Origin of the sequence: Nitratireductor sp. L15S-10 (genome assembly GCF_045011005.1) — a bacterium.
Lineage (GTDB): Bacteria > Pseudomonadota > Alphaproteobacteria > Rhizobiales > Rhizobiaceae > Nitratireductor.
On the sequence record NZ_CP120674.1, the window covers coordinates 1621837 to 1639416 of the forward strand.

A 17580-nucleotide genomic window follows, 5' to 3' on the forward strand; every position below is an offset into this window, starting at 1 on the left:
AGATGTTTCGCACGAGCGATATTGTGCTGATCACGGTCATGATGGCGGCGGCGGCGTTTACCTACAAGACCAAGCACGATGCCGAAGCCAAATATGAGGAACTGCGCAAGATCGAGCGTCAGGCAGAGCTGGAGGAGGATTCAATCGATCTCCTCAAGGCCGACTGGAGCCTTCTGACCCAGCCTGCTCGCCTGCAGCGACTGGCCGAGACATACAAGGACGAACTTGGGTTGCAGCCCGTGGAGGCGCCGCAAATCGCCGAATTCTCTGACCTTCCGGAAAAATCCCTGACCATTGAAGGGCTCGTCGGCGGCATGGCGGAGGCCGGAGGCGAACCTGACCAGACGACAACCGGGGCGGTGCAGCCATGATGAGCTCGAGCGGATATGCGGACGACCTGGCATCCTCGGCCGTTCGCCGGGGGGCTGCAACGATCGTGATGGATGGAACCGCCAAATCCCGTGGGGGGCGGGCCCAGAACCGGGTGGTGATGGCGATGGCCGTCATGTTCGGTATCTATGCGGCGCTCGGCGGGCGGCTGGTTCATCTCGCCCTGCAGGATGAGCCCGAGCCAAGCGTTCCGGCAGCCCGCGTGACCGCCTCGCGTCCAGACCTGGTGGATCGCAATGGTGAAGTGCTCGCGACGGACATCAAGACAGCCTCGCTGTTCGCCGAACCGCGGCGTATTGTGGACATCGACGAGGCGATCGAAAAACTGTCCACGGTTCTTCCCGACCTCAACTATCAGCAGACCTACCGGAGACTAGACAGCGATGCGGGCTTCGTGTGGCTGCGCCGTCAGCTCTCGCCGCGCCAGCAGGCGGATATTCTGGCCCTGGGAGTGCCAGGGCTTGGCTTTCGCACGGAAAAGCGGCGTTTCTATCCGGGCGGACCGACCGCATCGCATATCCTTGGGCTCGTGAACATCGACAATAAAGGCATCGCGGGTATCGAAAAATTCGTCGATGATCAGGGCCTTGCAGACCTGCAGGCCACGGGGCTTGCGGTGGAAGGGCATCTGGAGCCCGTCAAGCTGTCGATCGACCTGCGTGTACAGCACATCATCCGCGACGAACTGGTTCAGGCACTTGACCGGTATCAGGCGATTGCAGCCGGTGCTGTGGTGTTGAACGCCAATACCGGTGAAGTGGTGGGGATGGCATCTGTGCCCGATTACGATCCCAACAACCCGGTGAACGCGCTCGACAAAGACAGGTTGAACCGCATGTCGGCCGGCGTGTTCGAGATGGGCTCGACCTTTAAGATCTTCACCACCGCGATGGGGCTGGATTCTGGTCTGGTGAGCATCAACGACAGTTTCGATGCGACACGGCCCATCCGTATCGGTGGTTTCACGATCAACGATTTTCATGGAAAACGCCGCGTCCTGAGCGTGCCCGAAATCTTCATCTACTCTTCCAATATCGGCACAGCAAAGATGGCCGATGTGGTGGGTATCGAGGGGCACAGGGCGTTTCTTGAGAAGATCGGTCTTCTGGGGCGGATGTCCACGGAGCTGCCTGAAGTTGCCTTGCCGACAGAACCGAAGGAGTGGAAGAAGATCAACTCGATCACGATCTCCTATGGTCATGGTGTCGCCACGACGCCGCTGCAAACCGCGGTGGCGGCCGCGGCCATGCTGAACGGTGGCAAGCTTATCCCGCCAACGTTTCTGCCGCGCTCGGAGGCGGAGGCAAACGAAATCGCAGAGCAGGTGATTTCGCCCAAGACAAGCGCCCAGATGCGGTATCTTTTCCGCCTCAACTCCGAAAAGGGATCCGGCCGGCGGGCTGAGGTCGAAGGCTATTATGTGGGCGGCAAAACAGGTACGGCGGAAAAGGTCGTCAACGGCCGCTACTCCAAGAATGTCCGCTTCAATGCATTTATCGCCGGTTTCCCGGTCGATGACCCCGAATATATCGTGCTGGTTTTTGTGGATGAACCCAAGCCTGAGCGGGAGGGGATTGGCGCGACTGCCGGTCTGAACGCTGCGCCGATGGTGCGCAACATCATCCGCCGTTCCGCGCCGCTGCTTGGCGTCAAGCCTGAATTCGGTCAAGAAAGTGATGCCTTGCTGATTTCGCAGCAGTGAGTCGGCGCAGTGAGACGGCCATGTGCCGAGAAAACAAACGCAATTGAAAGTACCGGGGCCTCATGAAGTTCAGTGAATTGGCGGAAATTCTTCCTCTACAGGGATTGTTGTCTGCGGAAGCGGAAATCTCGGGGATTTCGGCGGATTCGCGAAAAGTCGAGGCGGGGAACCTTTTTTTCGCCCTGGCAGGAACAAAGGCCAATGGGGCAGTCTTTGCCGAGGAAGCTGCCCGCAAGGGTGCAATTGCCGTCATTGCCGCTCCCGGAGCGCTTTCTTCCGAGCCCGGAGTGCCGGTCATTGAAACAAACGATCCCCGGCGCGCGCTTGCCCTGTGTGCGGCGCAGCTTTTTCCGCGCCAGCCCGCTACGATGGTTGCGGTGACCGGAACCAGTGGCAAAACCTCTGTTGCCTCTTTCACGCGTCAGATATGGGAACACTCAGGACTGCCGGCCGCGAGCATCGGCACGACGGGCGTGGTGGCGCCGGGACGGGACGAATATGGCGAACTGACGACACCCGATCCAATCGCCCTGCATCGGCTGCTCGATGAACTGGCGGGTGAAGGTGTGAGCCATGCCTCCATGGAAGCTTCAAGCCATGGCCTCGATCAGCGCCGTCTCGATGGGGTGCGGCTCTCGGCTGGTGGTTTTACCAATCTGGGCCGCGATCACATGGATTATCATCCAACGGTTGAGGAGTATCACAGGGCCAAGCTCCGGCTGTTCGATACACTCATGCCGAGGGGAACGCCTGCGGTGGTCTTTGCCGACGATCCATGGACCGAGCCAACGGTGGCTGCCGCGCGGTCGGCCGGTCTTGACGTACGTACGGTGGGCCGGCAGGGGGCATTCCTGACGCTGAAGCGAGTGGAGCACGAGCGCCACCGTCAGCGGGCGGAGGTGGATGTCGAGGGCGTCATTTACGAAGTCGACCTGCCGCTTGCCGGCGATTTCCAAGTGGCCAATGCACTGGTTGCGGCCGGGTTGGCAATCAGCACCGGTACGGCGGTCGAGACGGCGTTTGCGGCTCTGGAAAAGCTCAAGGGGGCCTCGGGCCGCCTCGAACTCGTGGGGACGGCAGAAAACGGCGCTCAGGTCTATGTGGATTATGCGCACAAGCCGGATGGGCTGGAGAACGTGCTGAAATCGGTGCGTCCGTTCACGACAGGGCGGGTTATCGTCGTTTTCGGCTGCGGCGGTGACCGCGACACGGGAAAACGACCGATCATGGGCGAGATTGCGTCGCGCCTGGCAGATGTGGCGATCGTTACCGACGACAATCCGCGTTCGGAAGACCCGGCTACGATCCGGTCGGCCATAATGGCTGCGGCGCCGGGTGCGCGTGAGATCGGGGACCGACATGAAGCGATCCGGTCCGCGGTTTCGATGCTTGAAGAGGGCGATACGCTGATTGTCGCCGGCAAGGGCCACGAAACCGGTCAGGAGATCGCCGGCCAAAAGCATCATTTCTCGGATCATGAGGAAGTGCGGGCCGCACTCGCGGAGCGGGCCGGATGAGCGTGTTGTGGACACATGATGCGCTGGTGCAGGCAACGGGTGGCAGGCCGCTCGGCCAGCCGGCAACGGCAATAACCGGAATTTCCATCGACACGCGGACGCTGCAGCCGGGCGACGCGTTCTTCGCCATTCAGGGGGAGAGGTTCGATGGGCATGATTTTGCCACCGCCGCCATGGCGGCAGGGGCTTCGGTGCTGGTGGTCTCCGAGGCGAAGCTGCCTGCGCTCGGGCGGTTGGCCGTGCCGAAGCTCGTGGTGCCGGACGTGCAGACGGCCATGGAAGATCTGGGCCGTGCCGCGCGCCTGCGCAGCCGCGCCAAGATCGTGGCGGTGACCGGTTCGGTCGGCAAGACGTCTACCAAGAACATGATGCGGCAGGCCTTTTCGGCCTGCGGGAGCGTTCATGCGGCGGACCGCTCTTTCAACAACCATTGGGGTGTGCCCCTGACGCTCGCCAGAATGCCGGCCGATTGCGATTTTGCGATCTTCGAGATCGGCATGAACCACCCGGACGAAATTCGCCCTCTGGTGAAGATGGTTCGTCCGCATATCGCCGTTGTCACGCTGGTAGCGGCGGCGCATCTGGGTTTCTTCAAGAGCGTCGACGAGATCGCGCGCGCCAAGGGCGAGATTTTCGAAGGTGTCGTGAAGGGCGGTGCTGCGCTGATCAATCGCGACGACAAACGCTGGAAGCTGCTTTCGGCGATTGCGGAGGAAGCAGGGGTGAAAACCATCGCCGGCTTTGGCGAGAATGCGCGCTCCGATATACGGTTGATGCATGCCGAATGCGGCGCGCACTCCTCCACCTTTGCCATCAAGATCGAAGGCGAGGAAACGGAAGTGCGTCTCGGTGCACCGGGGCGGCATATGGTTCAAAATGCGCTTGCGACGCTGGGCGCCGTGCACCTGGCGCGCGCGGATGTGCAGAAGGCGGCGATGGCGCTCGGTTCCTTCGGATCGGAAGCCGGGCGCGGCGCGCGGCACCGGCTGATGCTGGAGGGTGGCGCGTTCACGCTGATCGATGAGAGCTTCAACGCCAATCCGGCCTCGATGGGTGCCGCGTTCGATCTGCTGCAGCGCGCGGAAGTGGGCGAGGGAGGGCGGCGCATCGCCATTCTCGGCGACATGGCTGAGCTTGGCGCGCATGCGCCAAAACTGCATGCCGGGCTGGCCGACCTTGTCACCGGGGCGGGAACGGACTGCGTGTTTCTTGCCGGCCGCGAGATGAAGGCGCTGGCAGAGGCGCTGCCGGACGGGCTGCCGGTCGAATACCGCGAGACGACAGACGAATTGCGCGATCTTGTGATCAACGCGGTGAAGCCGGGCGACGCCGTGATGATCAAATCTTCGAAGAGCATCGGCTTCAACAAACTGGTCGACGCCTTTATCAACACCTATCCGGGCGCGGCGACGGGGGACTGATCCATGCTCATGATGCTCGTTGAACTGGCCGATGAAGTTTCGGTCTTCAACGTATTCCGTTACATCACTTTCCGCACCGGCGGAGCGCTGATCACCTCGGCGCTGATCGTGTTTCTGTTCGGGCCGATGATCATCGCCTCGCTAAGAGTGCGGCAGGGTAAGGGACAGCCGATCCGTGCCGACGGACCGCAGACCCATTTCAAGAAGGCTGGCACGCCCACCATGGGCGGGCTCATGATGCTGTCGGGCATTCTGGGTTCGTGCGCGCTGTGGGCAAACCTTTCCAGCGTCTATGTCTGGGTGGTGCTGATGGTGACGGTGGGTTTTGGCGCGATCGGTTTCTATGACGATTACCTCAAGGTGACGAAGCAGTCTCACCGGGGTTTTTCGGGAAAGGCACGGCTTTCGGCGGAGTTCCTGATCGCGGGGCTTGCCGCATGGACCATCATGCAGGCGGGGCAGGCGCCATTTTCCTCCTCGCTGACCTTTCCGTTCTTCAAGGATTTTCTGCTCAATTTGGGCATTTTCTTCATCCCGTTCGCGGCCTTTGTGATCGTGGGAGCGGGCAATGCGGTGAACCTGACGGACGGGCTCGACGGGCTTGCCACCGTGCCGGTGATGGTGGCGGCGGCTTCATTCGGCGTGATCGCCTACCTCTCCGGTAACGCCATTTTCGCCAACTATCTGCAGATCCATTTCGTGCCGGGCACGGGTGAGCTGGCGGTGATCCTGGGTGCTGTGATCGGCGCGGGGCTCGGCTTCCTGTGGTTCAACGCGCCGCCGGCGGCGATCTTCATGGGAGACACCGGATCACTGGCACTGGGTGGCCTGATCGGCTCGGTGGCGGTGGCGACCAAGCACGAGATCGTGCTCGCCATTATCGGCGGGCTGTTCGTGGTGGAAATCCTGTCTGTGATCATCCAGGTGGCGGTCTTCAAGATGACCGGCAAACGCGTGTTCCTGATGGCACCGATCCATCACCATTTCGAAAAGCTCGGCTGGACGGAAAGCCAGGTGGTGATCCGGTTCTGGATCATCGCGGTGCTGCTCGCCCTGATCGGGCTTTCCACTCTCAAGCTGCGTTAGGGGTCGCCAATGATTCCGGCCACGGTTTTCAAGGACAAAACCATCGCCCTTTTCGGGCTCGGCGGTTCGGGTATCGCCACCGCCCACGCGCTGATGGCCGGCGGGGCGCGGGTGACGGCTTTTGACGACAACCCCGGCAGCGTGGCGCGCGCGGCGGGCGAAGGCGTGCCGACAGAAGACCTGCGGAACATCGACTGGAGCGGACAGGAGGCCCTGGTTCTATCGCCGGGCGTACCTCTGACCCATCCGCGTCCGCACTGGAGCGTGGATCTCGCGCGGGGAGCGGGAGTGGAAATCATCGGCGACGTGGAGCTTTTCGCACGCGAGCGCCGGGCCCATGCATCTGAGGCACCGTTTGTTGCCATCACCGGCACCAACGGCAAGAGCACGACAACGGCTCTGATCGCCCACATTCTCAAAAGTGGGGGACGCGACACGCAGATGGGTGGCAATATCGGCCGGGCCGTGATGACGCTCGAACCTCCTGCTGCTGATCGATACCATGTGGTGGAATGTTCTTCCTATCAGATCGATCTTGCTCCCACGCTTGATCCTTCGGTCGGCATTCTGCTCAATCTTTCGCCCGACCATCTGGACCGGCACGGCTCCTTCGAGAATTACGCTGGTATCAAGGAACGCCTGGTGGCCAAGAGCAGGCTGGCGATTATCGGTGTCGACGATCCCGACTGCCGGCACATCGCCAACCGGCTTGAAAAAAATGGGCGGAAGCTTCAGCGCATCTCGGCGACATCATCGCTTTCCGATGGATTTTATCTGAAGGGTTTCGATCTCATGCGGGCTGTCGGTGGCGTTGCGGAGAAACTGGCGACGCTTGAAGGCATCGGTTCTCTGCGTGGCGCACACAACGCTCAGAACGCGCTGGCGGCCCTCGCGACCTGTATCGAGTGCGGCCTGACGGCGGACGATATCCAGGCCGGTTTCAACAGTTTCCCGGGGCTCGCCCACCGGATGGAGCAGGTGGCGCGCCGGGGGCGGGTCCTCTTCGTCAATGACTCGAAAGCCACCAATTCCGACGCAGCAGAACGAGCATTGGCGAGTTTTGAGCGCATCTACTGGATCGCCGGCGGCCTGCCCAAGGAGGGCGGGATCGAGACGCTGAAGAGTTTCTTTCCGCGGATCGCCAAGGCCTACCTCATTGGCGAGGCGGCACCGGCTTTCGCTGCCACCATCGGGGAGGCGACGGCGTTCGAGATTTCGGGTACGATAGACAAAGCCGTAGACCACGCGGCGCGCGATGCGGCGGGCGATCCCGCGCCGGAGGCTGTGGTTCTGTTTTCGCCAGCCTGTGCGAGTTTCGACCAGTTCAGAAATTTTGAGGTGCGCGGCGATGCCTTCCGCGAGGCGGTGCGTTCGCTCGCCGGTACCGAAATGATGGGGAGCAAGTGACATGGTGAGCCGCACCGATCGCAGCCCGGTGGCAAACTGGTGGTGGACCATCGACCGTTGGTTTCTCGCGGCCTTTCTCATGCTGATGGGGCTGGGCGTGGTCCTGTCGTTCGCGGCAAGCCCCGCCGTGGCGGAGCGCATCGGCCTGTCGAGTTTTCATTTCGTCACGCGCCAGATCGTTTACATGCTGCCGGCGTTGGTGGTCATGATCGCGATTTCCTTCCTCAGTCCGCGTCAGGTGCGTCGGGTCGCTCTCGTCATGCTTGCGGGCGCGTTGGTTCTGATGGTGGTCACCCTTTTCGCAGGCATGGAAGTCAAGGGTTCGCGGCGCTGGCTTTATGTGTTCGGCGTTTCCATTCAGCCTTCCGAATATCTGAAACCGGCCTTTGTGGTGATCTGCGCATGGCTCTTTCACGAGCACGCCAGACAGCCGGAGATCCCGGGCAACCTGTTCGCCATGCTTCTTCTGGGGCTTGTGATCGCGCTTCTGGTGGCCCAGCCCGATCTCGGTCAGACCATGCTGGTTCTCGGCACCTGGGGGGCGATGTTCTTCATCGCCGGCATGCCGTGGCTGTGGATTGCGGTGCTTGGCGCTTTGGGCGCAGGCGGGGCCTTTCTTGCCTACACGATTTTCCCTCACGTGGCCGACCGCATAGACCGCTTCCTGACCGGTGAGGGCGACACCTATCAGGTGGATATGAGCATCGAGGCGATAACCCGCGGCGGCTGGTTTGGACGTGGTCCTGGCGAAGGGACCGTCAAACGTATCCTGCCTGACAGCCACACGGATTTTGTCTTTGCGGTTGCCGGTGAGGAGTTCGGCATCATCCTGTGTCTGATCCTGCTTGGGCTGTTTGCCTTTGTGGTCTTGCGCGGGCTGACGAAAGCGCGGCGTGAGGAGGACGACTTCACACGCTATGCGGTGAGCGGTCTCGTCATTCTGTTTGGCTTTCAGTCGATTATCAATATGGGCGTGAATGTCCGCATGCTGCCGGCCAAGGGCATGACGCTGCCCTTCATCTCCTATGGCGGTTCTTCGCTGATCGCCATGGCCATTTCCATGGGCTTTGTCCTTGCGCTGACCCGTCGCAAACCTGAAAAGCGCCGTCCGGTGTCCTATGCGCCTCCAGCGGGACACGAGGCGATTGCGAACTGACATGGGTAAAGGCGCGATACTTCTTGCCGCCGGTGGGACCGGCGGTCATCTCTTTCCGGCCGAAGCGCTGGCACATGCGCTACGCGCGCGTGACTGGCAGGTGCACCTGGCGACTGACAAGCGGGCGGCGCGTTTCTCAGGCGATTTTCCGGCCGAGGAAACCCATATCATCGAGAGCGCCACATTCGGTTCGAAAAACCCGGTAGCGCTCCTGAAAGCAGGCTGGACCATCTGGCGTGGCGTCAAGCAGGCTTCGGCGCTGATGCAACGGCTGAAGCCAGCCGCGGTGGTCGGTTTCGGCGGATACCCGACCCTGCCGCCGCTCTGGGCGGCGACGCGGCGAGGCATTCCGGCACTTATCCATGAACAGAACGCCGTGATGGGGCGCGCCAACAAGGCGCTGGCATCGCGTGTTCAGGCCATTGCCGGTGGTTTTCTGGCCGAAGAAGGATCGTTTGCGGACAAAATTATCGCCACGGGCAATCCGGTCCGTCCGGCGGTTATCGAGGCGGCTGGCGAGACCTATCGCGCGGCGGGTTCGCAAGAGGTGTTTCGTCTGCTTGTCTTTGGCGGCAGCCAGGGCGCGCAGTTTTTTTCCGACGCCATCCCTGCTGCCATCGCGAAGCTCGCGCCGAAGCAAATCAAACGCCTTCGCGTCACTCAACAGGCGCGCCCGGAAGACGAAGCGGAAGTTCGTGCCGCTTATGACAAGCTCGGTGTGCCGGCAGAGGTTTCGACATTTTTCAACGATATGGCGCGGCGCATTGCCGAGAGCCATCTGGTGATATCGCGTTCGGGTGCCTCGACCGTTTCGGAGATTGCGGCGATTGGCCGACCGGCCATTCTGGTGCCATATCCACATGCTCTCGACCACGATCAGGCAGCCAATGCAGCAGCGCTGGAGCGCGCCGGGGGGGCTGAACTCCATCCGCAGGCCACGCTCAGCGCGGAGCGGCTTGCCGAACTGATCGGCGGAGCGATGGAGCAGCCTCAACGCCTCGCCGACATGGCTGTGGCAGCGCAAGGCGTGGGTAAAACGAATGCGGCTACGTTGCTTGCGGACCTCGTTGAGGCTATTGCCTCCGGCCAATCTGCCAAATCAGTGAAAGAAGGAAGCCACGCATGAAAATGCCGGAGACGATCGGAACCGTGCACTTCGTCGGCATCGGCGGCATCGGCATGAGTGGTATCGCGGAAGCGCTGCATACGCTGGGGTACCAGGTGCAAGGGTCGGATCAGGCCGAAAATCCCAATGTTGTGCGTTTGCGCGAGAAGGGGATCGAGGTTTTCGTGGGACATGCCGCAGAGAATCTGGGAGAGGCTGAAGTCATCGTCGTCTCCACTGCCATCAGGAAGAACAATCCGGAACTGGTGGCTGCGCGCGAGAAACACCTGCCAATCGTGCGTCGCGCAGAGATGCTGGCCGAGTTGATGCGCTTTCGCCAGGCGGTCGCCATTGGCGGAACGCACGGCAAGACCACAACCACGTCGATGGTGGCCGCGTTGTTCGATGCGGGCGGTTTCGATCCAACCGTGATCAATGGCGGCATCATCAATGCCTATGGCACCAATGCGCGTATGGGCGAAGGTGACTGGATGGTGGTGGAGGCCGATGAAAGCGATGGAAGCTTCCTGAAACTGCCTGCGGAAATTGCCGTCATCACCAATATCGATCCGGAGCATCTCGATCATTATGGTGATTTCGACAAACTGCGCGCAGCGTTTCGCCAGTTTGTCGAGAATGTACCGTTTTATGGCTTTGCTGCCATGTGTATCGACCACGCCGAGGTTCAGGCGCTTGTCGGACGGATCGAGGATCGCCGGGTTATCACTTATGGCGAAAACCCGCAGTCGGATGTGCGCTTTGCCAATCACCGGATGGATGGGCCGGTTTCCGTGTTTGACGTGACCTTTCGCGATCGCAAGACGGGTCGCACGGAAACGCTCGAAGGACTGCGCCTGCCCATGCCCGGAAAACACAATGTTTCGAACGCGACGGCGGCGATCGCCGTGGCGCATGAACTGGGCATCGACCATGAGGCGATCCGTACTGGCCTTGCGGGCTTTGGCGGCGTCAAACGCCGTTTCACGCTCACCGGAAGCTGGAACGGCGTGAGCGTCTTCGATGATTATGGGCATCACCCGGTGGAGATCCGTGCGGTTCTGAAAGCCGCCCGGGAAGCCTGCAAGGGGCGTATTCTCGCCATTGCTCAGCCGCACCGTTATTCGCGGCTGCACGATCTCTACGATGATTTTGCGGCATGTTTCAACGAGGCCGACAAGGTGTTGATTGCCCCGGTCTATGCTGCCGGTGAAGACCCGATCGAAGGCGTGTCGTCCGAGGCGCTGGTGGCACGGATCCGAGCGGCCGGACATCGGGACGTTGCCCATATCGAAGGGCCGGAAGCGGTGGAACCCATAGTGCGAAGCTGGGCGGAAGAGGGCGATTTCATCGTCTATCTGGGCGCCGGCAACATCACGCAATGGGCCTATGCGCTTCCTGACGAGCTGGGGGCAAAGGGATGAGTGGGGCCGCTCTGCTCGACCGTCTCGGGGATCGTCTGTCGGGGCTGCGGGGGCGTCTGACACCCGACGCCGGCATGGACAAGATCACCTGGTTTCGCGCCGGCGGGCCTGCCGACGCGCTGTTTCAGCCTGCTGATGAAGAGGATCTGGCTGCCTTCCTGAAGGCGGTGCCGGAAGACATTCCGGTGACCATGGTGGGGATCGGTTCGAACCTTCTCGTGCGCGAAGGTGGCATTCGTGGTTTTGTGGTTCGCCTGTCGGCCAAGGGCTTCGGGCAGGCAGAGATTGTTTCGGATACGCGAATCCGTGCAGGAGCGGCCATCCCCGACAAACGTCTCGCAGCCGCGGCGCTGGAGGCGGGCATCGGTGGATTTCACTTTTACCACGGCATACCGGGCGGGCTGGGTGGTGCGCTGCGCATGAATGCCGGTGCCAATGGCGTCGAGACCAGGGAGCGGGTCGTGGAAGTGCGCGCGCTTGACCGGAAGGGCGAACCGCACGTCTTCTCGAACGCCGATATGGGATACGACTACCGCCATTCCTCGGTGCCGAAAGATCTGATCTTCACCTCTGCGCTGATGGAGGGCTATCCCGAAGACCGGGAGACGATCCAGAAAGAGATGGATGCGGTCCAGCACCATCGCGAGACCGTACAGCCGATACGTGAAAAGACAGGCGGTTCAACGTTCAAGAACCCGCCCGGGTCATCGGCCTGGAAAGAGGTCGACAAGGCGGGATGCCGCGGCCTCACCATCGGCGGGGCGCAGATGTCGCCCATGCATTGCAATTTCATGATCAACACGGGTACGGCGAGCGGGTACGACCTTGAATATCTGGGTGAAACGGTCCGGGCTCGTGTGCTTGAGCATTCAGGGATTCGCCTGGAATGGGAGATCAAGCGCATTGGCGAATTCAGGCCGGGGCGCGAGATCGATCCGCTGTTGGGGCAGATGCTCTAAGCTCGCATGCGACTTTTCGCACGACGCAAGGTTCTCTTACGATTTTGACGCTCATACAGCCGTGCCGTGTCAAGTTGCGCGACACGGGTGTTCGCGTTCACAAAGTGTAAAATTTTCAGAAAATTGAATCGTCGGGAATCTCAAGCCCTTGCCATGGAATCAAACCTCTGATTCTTTGGCTCATAAGTAATCACTGATTTGAGTCGCGGCGTTCGGGTCGGGGGCTTTCCTAATCGAGGAGGTCTCACTCGGCCAATGCAGCTTATCGCCCAAAATTCTGGGCGGCCGGACAAGGGGGTAGCCGGACCATGAAGAGAAAGAACGTTGCCGTACTTATGGGAGGTTTTTCCTCTGAACGGCCGGTCAGTCTTTCTTCCGGCACTGCCTGCGCCGATGCTCTCGAGGTTGAGGGATATGCCGTCACGCGCGTCGATGTCGGGCGCGATGTGGCGCGTGTTCTGTCCGAACTCAACCCGGATGTCGCCTTCAATGCATTGCACGGTCCGTTCGGTGAGGATGGGGCGATCCAGGGGATTCTCGAATATCTCGACATCCCCTACACGCATTCGGGAGTGCTCGCATCCGCATTGGCTATGGACAAACAGCTCGCCAAGACGGTGGCGAAGGCTGAGGGTATTCCCGTTGCCGATGCGCTGGTGGTGAACCGTTTCGAGATCGGCAACGAGCACCCCATGGCGCCGCCCTATGTGGTGAAGCCCGTCAATGAGGGGTCGAGCTTCGGTGTGGTCATTGTCACCGAAGGGCAGAGCAACCCGCCGCAGATTATCGGGTCCACCGAGTGGCAGTACGGCGAGCGCGTGATGGTGGAGCGCTACATTGCGGGGCGTGAGTTCACCTGTGCGGTGATGGGGGACCGGGTGCTTGGCATCGCGGAGATCATTCCGGTCGGGCACGCCTTCTACGATTATGATTCAAAATACGTTCCCGGCGGCTCAAAACACGAATGCCCGGCAAAACTTTCACCAAATATTTACCAAAAAATAGAAACACTGGCCCTTAAGGCACACAAGGCTATTGGCTGCCGGGGCGTGTCCCGGTCCGACTTCCGTTTCGACGATCGCAAATCCGATGATGGGGAGCTTGTCTGGTTGGAGGTAAACACGCAGCCCGGCATGACGCCAACCTCTCTGGTGCCCGAGATCGCCGCTGCGGCGGGAATTGGGTTTGGTGAATTGTTGAGTTGGATTGTGGAGGACGCCTCGTGTTCTCGCTGACGTCATCTCAAGCCGGAACGGGCCGGAGCGGCGGACGCTTTCGCGGAGGCGACATCGTATTGCCGCGCTGGTTGCGCCGTCCGGCGCGCTTCATGCACAGGGTCAATGCAGGGGAAGTCGAAGCGCCACGCTATGGCGCTACGATCGCAACTGCGGTTCTGCTTGGAGCCACGGCGGTTTACGGCATCGTTGCGGGCGGGCATCTGCCGCAGGTTCTGCAGAGCGTCACCGCGCGCACGGGGCTTGCCATCGCGCAGGTCAACGTGATCGGCAATCAGGAAACCTCGGAGATCGATGTTCTGCAGGAAGTCGGCCTGAACGGCTGGACGGCTCTGGTGGGCTTCAATGCCGAGGATGCCAGGCAGCGTCTTTCCGGTCTGCCCTGGGTCGAAGGCGTTGCCGTGCGCAAGGTCTATCCGGCCACTCTCGAAGTGGACATCACCGAGAAGAGGCCCTTTGCGATCTGGCAGCATGGCAATGAGCTGTCGCTGATCGAGAAAGACGGAGCTGTGATCGCGCCGTTCGATGGCGGACGTCATGCGGCGCTGCCGATGGTGATCGGCGTTGGCGCGCGCGAGGCCGGCCCTGAATTCATCGCCAAGGTTGCCCGGCATCCAGCCATCGCAAACGAGGTGCGGGCCTATATCCGTGTCGGAGACAGGCGCTGGGATCTGCGGCTTAAGAACGGTGTGACCGTGAAGCTGCCCGAGAATAACGAGGCGCTGACACTGGCAACGCTTGCCGCGCTTGATCGCAAGAACGGCCTTCTGTCGCGCGATATCATCTCGGTGGATATGCGGCTCGCCGATCGTATGGCGATCGGTCTTTCGGAAGAAGCTGCCAAGGCGCACCAGGACGCGATGCGTGAGCGCTACAAGACGCGAATTGCAGACGGGGCGCAGATATGAGCTGGTTATCAGATCCCAAGAAAGGCGCTGCCCGCCGCTCCGGCATCATCACTGTGCTTGACGTCGGGTCGAGCAAGGTCTGCTGCATCATTGCCAGGCTCATGCCGGCGGAAGAGGGGCGGGCGCTGCGGCACCGCACTCACCGTGTGAAAGTCATCGGCATCGGCCATCAGCAGTCGCAGGGCATGAAATCCGGTGTGATCGTCGATCTCGACCGGGCCGAGGAGGCGATCCGGCTGGCTGTGGATGCGGCCGAGCGCATGGCGGGGCTGACCGTGGATTCGCTGATCGTCAATGTGTCGGCGGGGCGGCTGCGCAGCGAGACGATTTCGGCGTCGATCAATCTTGGCGGTCACGAAGTCGCCCAGTCCGACATCAACCGCGTTCTCGCGGCCGGTGCGCGGCAGGGGCTCGAGACCGAGCGTGAAGTGGTGCATTCGCTGGCAACAGGGTTCAGCCTCGATGCCGAGCGCGGCATTCGCGATCCACGCGGGATGGTCGGCGCGGAGCTTGGTGTCGACATGCACATCCTGACGGCGGATGCGGCGCCGCTGCGCAATCTGGAGCTTTGCATCAACCGTTCGCATCTTTCGGTCGAGCGTATGGTGGCAACACCCTATGCGAGCGGTCTGGCAGCACTGGTGGACGATGAGGCGCAGATGGGTGCTGCCTGTATCGACATGGGTGGCGGCACGACGACGATCTCTGTTTTCGCAGAAGGAAAATTCGTGTGGGCCGACGCGCTGCCGGTGGGAGGCAACCATGTGACCATGGATCTGGTGCGTGGCCTTTCGGCGCGGCTCGAGGATGCCGAGCGGCTCAAGGTGATGCACGGTTCGGCGCTCATGTCTTCGAGCGACGACCGGGATATCGTTTCGATCCACCCGATGGGGGCTGATCCGAGCGAACAGCCGATACAGGTGCCACGTGCGGTTATGACAAGGATCATCCGTGCGCGCATCGAGGAAACGCTGGAGATGGCTCGCGACAAGCTCAGCCGCTCCGGCTATGGCGGCCTTGTCGGGCGCAGGGTGGTTCTGACGGGGGGCGCGAGCCAGCTCGTCGGTTTGCCGGAAGCAACCCGGCGACTGTTCGGGCGCAATGTCAGGCTCGGGCGTCCGCTCGGCGTGGCGGGGTTGCCCGAAGCGGCCAAGGGGGCGGCTTTTTCCGCGTCCGTGGGGCTGTTGATTTATCCGCAGGTAGCGGAGTTCGAAAACCGTGGCCGCAGCGGCAAGAGCGGCATTTTCACTCGCGCAACCGGCACTGGCGGCCGGTTCCAGCGCGTCAGCCAATGGCTGAAAAGCAACTTCTAGCGGGGGCGCGCCCCAAATGACGACCGCGGCGGCGAGGCGGCGGCAAAGGCGGAAAGGACGAGGACAATGACTATCAATCTGCAGAAGCCGGATATTACCGAGCTGAAGCCACGCATCACCGTGTTCGGTGTCGGAGGCGGGGGCGGAAACGCCGTCAACAACATGATCAATGCCGGCCTGCGTGGCGTCGAGTTCGTCGTCGCCAATACGGACGCACAGGCTCTGACCCAATCCAAGGCCGAACGCCTGATCCAGCTTGGTGCTGCCGTGACCGAGGGGCTGGGTGCCGGTTCGCAGCCCGAAGTTGGCAAAGCCGCCGCCGAAGAATGCATCGACGAGTTGGTCGATCACCTGTCCTCCACCCATATGTGCTTCGTGACCGCAGGCATGGGCGGCGGTACCGGCACCGGTGCTGCTCCCGTTGTGGCGCGCGCTGCCCGTGAGAAGGGTATTCTGACTGTCGGCGTCGTCACCAAGCCGTTCCATTTCGAAGGCCAGCGCCGCATGAAGACGGCGGAAGCCGGTATCGAGGAACTGCAGAAATGCGTCGATACGCTGATCGTCATTCCGAACCAGAACCTCTTCCGCATCGCCAATGACAAGACCACCTTCGCCGACGCTTTCGCGATGGCTGACCAGGTGCTCTATTCAGGCGTTGCCTGCATCACCGACCTGATGGTCAAGGAAGGCCTGATCAACCTCGACTTCGCCGACGTTCGCTCGGTGATGCGCGAGATGGGCAAGGCCATGATGGGCACGGGCGAGGCTTCCGGCGAAGGCCGTGCAATGGCCGCTGCCGAGGCGGCAATCGCCAATCCGTTGCTGGACGAGAGCTCCATGAAGGGTGCTCGCGGTCTTTTGATCTCGATCACCGGCGGCCGCGACCTGACACTGTTCGAGGTGGACGAGGCAGCTACCCGCATTCGCGAGGAGGTCGATCCGGACGCAAACATCATTCTCGGTGCGACGTTCGACGAAGATCTCGAAGGTGTGATCCGCGTTTCTGTGGTGGCGACAGGCATCGACAAGTCCGCTGCCGAGATTTCCGCTCCTGCTACGGCTACGCGTCCAATGCAGCAACCGCGAGCGATCGAGGCGCAGCGGCCAGCGGTTGCTTCCGTTGAACCGAAGCCGCAGCCTGCTGCCGATCCGGTGGCCGAGGCCATTCGCCAGGCTGAGCGTACAACGGCAGAGCCTGCCTCTGCGCCTGCAGTGGCTCCAGCAGCCTCTCAGGCTGCGCGACCGGCCATGAGCAATGGCGGTTTTCAGCCGCAAAGCTCGCTCTTTCGCAGTGCCCAGCCGGTACAGCCGGCTCCGCGAGCCGCTGCTCCGGCACCCAAGCCGGTCCAATCGGCACCGGTGGCCGAGCACCTCGAGCCGCAGCCCCAGATGCGGGTTCAGGAGGAACAGGTCTCCGCTCCCCGGATGCCCCGCGTTGAAGACTTCCCACCGGTGGTGAAAGCCGAGATGGAAGCGAAATCGCAGGAGCATGAAGATCGTGGCCCGATGGGGCTGATCAAGCGCCTTACCCACGGGCTTTCCCGCCGCGACGGCGATCAAGGTTATGCCGAGCAGCCCCGCGAACCCAAGCTGCGTCAGGCAGCGCCCCAGCCGCGTCGCGCGGCGGAAAGCGAAGGGCAGCTCTACGCACCGCGTCAGGGGCGGCTGGATGAGCATGGCCGACTCACCACACAGGCCCGGAACATCCAGGAAGAGGACCACCTGGAGATTCCCGCGTTTCTTCGCCGGCAAGCAAACTAGGCGAAAAACTCTGTTACAAACGTTTGATGGGGGGATGCGATGCATCCCCCTTTTCGTTAAAATTCAGTAAACAATTCAGAAAGTTATAAGACACTCGTGTTTTTCTTATGCCGTAACATGAAGTAAGAAAGCGTGATTTGGAGTCTGTATTCCGCAACATTATCTTGCGTTGCGAATAACGGTGGGGTGTGGGACGCAT

The 17580-nt window shown here is 61.4% G+C and carries 14 protein-coding genes; all 14 read left to right on the forward strand.

Features of this window, described 5'->3' with window-relative positions; genetic code table 11:
- Nucleotides 1-2 precede the first annotated feature (2 nt).
- The 14 genes from P2W41_RS07780 to ftsZ all read left to right on the forward strand — a co-directional run bounded on the left by P2W41_RS07780 (nucleotide 3) and on the right by ftsZ (nucleotide 17381).
- Complete coding sequence (locus P2W41_RS07780) at nucleotides 3-371, forward strand: hypothetical protein (protein ID WP_292896449.1); 369 nt, start codon at nucleotides 3-5, stop codon at nucleotides 369-371.
- Nucleotides 371-2092, forward strand: a complete 1722-nt coding sequence (locus P2W41_RS07785; protein ID WP_292900220.1) for a penicillin-binding protein 2 — start codon at nucleotides 371-373, stop codon at nucleotides 2090-2092. Before P2W41_RS07780 ends, P2W41_RS07785 begins: the two co-directional genes overlap by 1 nt.
- Before the next feature lie 62 nt (nucleotides 2093-2154).
- Nucleotides 2155-3609: a UDP-N-acetylmuramoyl-L-alanyl-D-glutamate--2,6-diaminopimelate ligase gene (locus tag P2W41_RS07790; RefSeq protein ID WP_404934774.1), complete on the forward strand. Its 1455-nt coding sequence runs from the start codon at nucleotides 2155-2157 to the stop codon at nucleotides 3607-3609.
- Nucleotides 3606-5030, forward strand: a complete 1425-nt coding sequence (locus P2W41_RS07795) for a UDP-N-acetylmuramoylalanyl-D-glutamyl-2,6-diaminopimelate--D-alanyl-D-alanine ligase (protein WP_404934775.1) — start codon at nucleotides 3606-3608, stop codon at nucleotides 5028-5030. Before P2W41_RS07790 ends, P2W41_RS07795 begins: the two co-directional genes overlap by 4 nt.
- Nucleotides 5031-5033: 3 nt before the next feature.
- The gene (gene mraY, locus P2W41_RS07800; RefSeq protein WP_292896443.1) at nucleotides 5034-6116 is read left to right on the forward strand and encodes a phospho-N-acetylmuramoyl-pentapeptide-transferase; all 1083 of its coding nucleotides are present in this window, start codon (nucleotides 5034-5036) and stop codon (nucleotides 6114-6116) included.
- 9 nt (nucleotides 6117-6125) lie between these two features.
- Nucleotides 6126-7523 carry a UDP-N-acetylmuramoyl-L-alanine--D-glutamate ligase gene (gene murD, locus P2W41_RS07805; protein WP_404934776.1) on the forward strand — a complete coding sequence of 466 codons (1398 nt, stop codon included), beginning with the start codon at nucleotides 6126-6128 and terminating at the stop codon, nucleotides 7521-7523.
- 1 nt (nucleotide 7524) lies between these two features.
- Nucleotides 7525-8679 (forward strand): putative lipid II flippase FtsW, encoded by a 1155-nt coding sequence (gene ftsW / locus P2W41_RS07810; RefSeq protein WP_292896439.1) that lies wholly within the window; start codon nucleotides 7525-7527, stop codon nucleotides 8677-8679.
- 1 nt (nucleotide 8680) lies between these two features.
- Entirely contained in the window at nucleotides 8681-9805 is a 1125-nt protein-coding gene (gene murG / locus P2W41_RS07815) for an undecaprenyldiphospho-muramoylpentapeptide beta-N-acetylglucosaminyltransferase (RefSeq protein WP_404934777.1), read from the forward strand.
- Nucleotides 9802-11205, forward strand: a complete 1404-nt coding sequence (gene murC / locus P2W41_RS07820; protein WP_404934778.1) for a UDP-N-acetylmuramate--L-alanine ligase — start codon at nucleotides 9802-9804, stop codon at nucleotides 11203-11205. The genes murG and murC overlap by 4 nt, the downstream gene beginning before the upstream one ends.
- On the forward strand, nucleotides 11202-12164 hold the full coding sequence (murB, locus tag P2W41_RS07825; RefSeq protein ID WP_404934779.1) for a UDP-N-acetylmuramate dehydrogenase: 963 nt from the start codon (nucleotides 11202-11204) through the stop codon (nucleotides 12162-12164). Before murC ends, murB begins: the two co-directional genes overlap by 4 nt.
- Before the next feature lie 308 nt (nucleotides 12165-12472).
- Nucleotides 12473-13399, forward strand: a complete 927-nt coding sequence (locus P2W41_RS07830) for a D-alanine--D-alanine ligase (protein ID WP_292896432.1) — start codon at nucleotides 12473-12475, stop codon at nucleotides 13397-13399.
- Nucleotides 13387-14307 (forward strand): cell division protein FtsQ/DivIB, encoded by a 921-nt coding sequence (locus P2W41_RS07835; protein WP_404934780.1) that lies wholly within the window; start codon nucleotides 13387-13389, stop codon nucleotides 14305-14307. The genes P2W41_RS07830 and P2W41_RS07835 overlap by 13 nt, the downstream gene beginning before the upstream one ends.
- Nucleotides 14304-15620 (forward strand): cell division protein FtsA, encoded by a 1317-nt coding sequence (ftsA, locus tag P2W41_RS07840; protein WP_292896428.1) that lies wholly within the window; start codon nucleotides 14304-14306, stop codon nucleotides 15618-15620. The genes P2W41_RS07835 and ftsA overlap by 4 nt, the downstream gene beginning before the upstream one ends.
- Before the next feature lie 66 nt (nucleotides 15621-15686).
- Nucleotides 15687-17381 (forward strand): cell division protein FtsZ, encoded by a 1695-nt coding sequence (gene ftsZ, locus P2W41_RS07845; RefSeq protein ID WP_404934781.1) that lies wholly within the window; start codon nucleotides 15687-15689, stop codon nucleotides 17379-17381.
- Nucleotides 17382-17580 lie beyond the last annotated feature (199 nt).

Bases quoted from the DNA above. Each gene is read 5' to 3' on its own strand.
- P2W41_RS07780 (WP_292896449.1), top strand. From the start codon at position 3: ATGTTTCGCACGAGCGATATTGTGCTGATCACGGTCATGATGGCGGCG.
- P2W41_RS07785 (WP_292900220.1), top strand. From the start codon at position 371: ATGAGCTCGAGCGGATATGCGGACGACCTGGCATCCTCGGCCGTTCGC.
- P2W41_RS07790 (WP_404934774.1), top strand. From the start codon at position 2,155: ATGAAGTTCAGTGAATTGGCGGAAATTCTTCCTCTACAGGGATTGTTG.
- P2W41_RS07795 (WP_404934775.1), top strand. From the start codon at position 3,606: ATGAGCGTGTTGTGGACACATGATGCGCTGGTGCAGGCAACGGGTGGC.
- mraY (WP_292896443.1), top strand. From the start codon at position 5,034: ATGCTCATGATGCTCGTTGAACTGGCCGATGAAGTTTCGGTCTTCAAC.
- murD (WP_404934776.1), top strand. From the start codon at position 6,126: ATGATTCCGGCCACGGTTTTCAAGGACAAAACCATCGCCCTTTTCGGG.
- ftsW (WP_292896439.1), top strand. From the start codon at position 7,525: ATGGTGAGCCGCACCGATCGCAGCCCGGTGGCAAACTGGTGGTGGACC.
- murG (WP_404934777.1), top strand. From the start codon at position 8,681: ATGGGTAAAGGCGCGATACTTCTTGCCGCCGGTGGGACCGGCGGTCAT.
- murC (WP_404934778.1), top strand. From the start codon at position 9,802: ATGAAAATGCCGGAGACGATCGGAACCGTGCACTTCGTCGGCATCGGC.
- murB (WP_404934779.1), top strand. From the start codon at position 11,202: ATGAGTGGGGCCGCTCTGCTCGACCGTCTCGGGGATCGTCTGTCGGGG.
- P2W41_RS07830 (WP_292896432.1), top strand. From the start codon at position 12,473: ATGAAGAGAAAGAACGTTGCCGTACTTATGGGAGGTTTTTCCTCTGAA.
- ftsA (WP_292896428.1), top strand. From the start codon at position 14,304: ATGAGCTGGTTATCAGATCCCAAGAAAGGCGCTGCCCGCCGCTCCGGC.
- ftsZ (WP_404934781.1), top strand. From the start codon at position 15,687: ATGACTATCAATCTGCAGAAGCCGGATATTACCGAGCTGAAGCCACGC.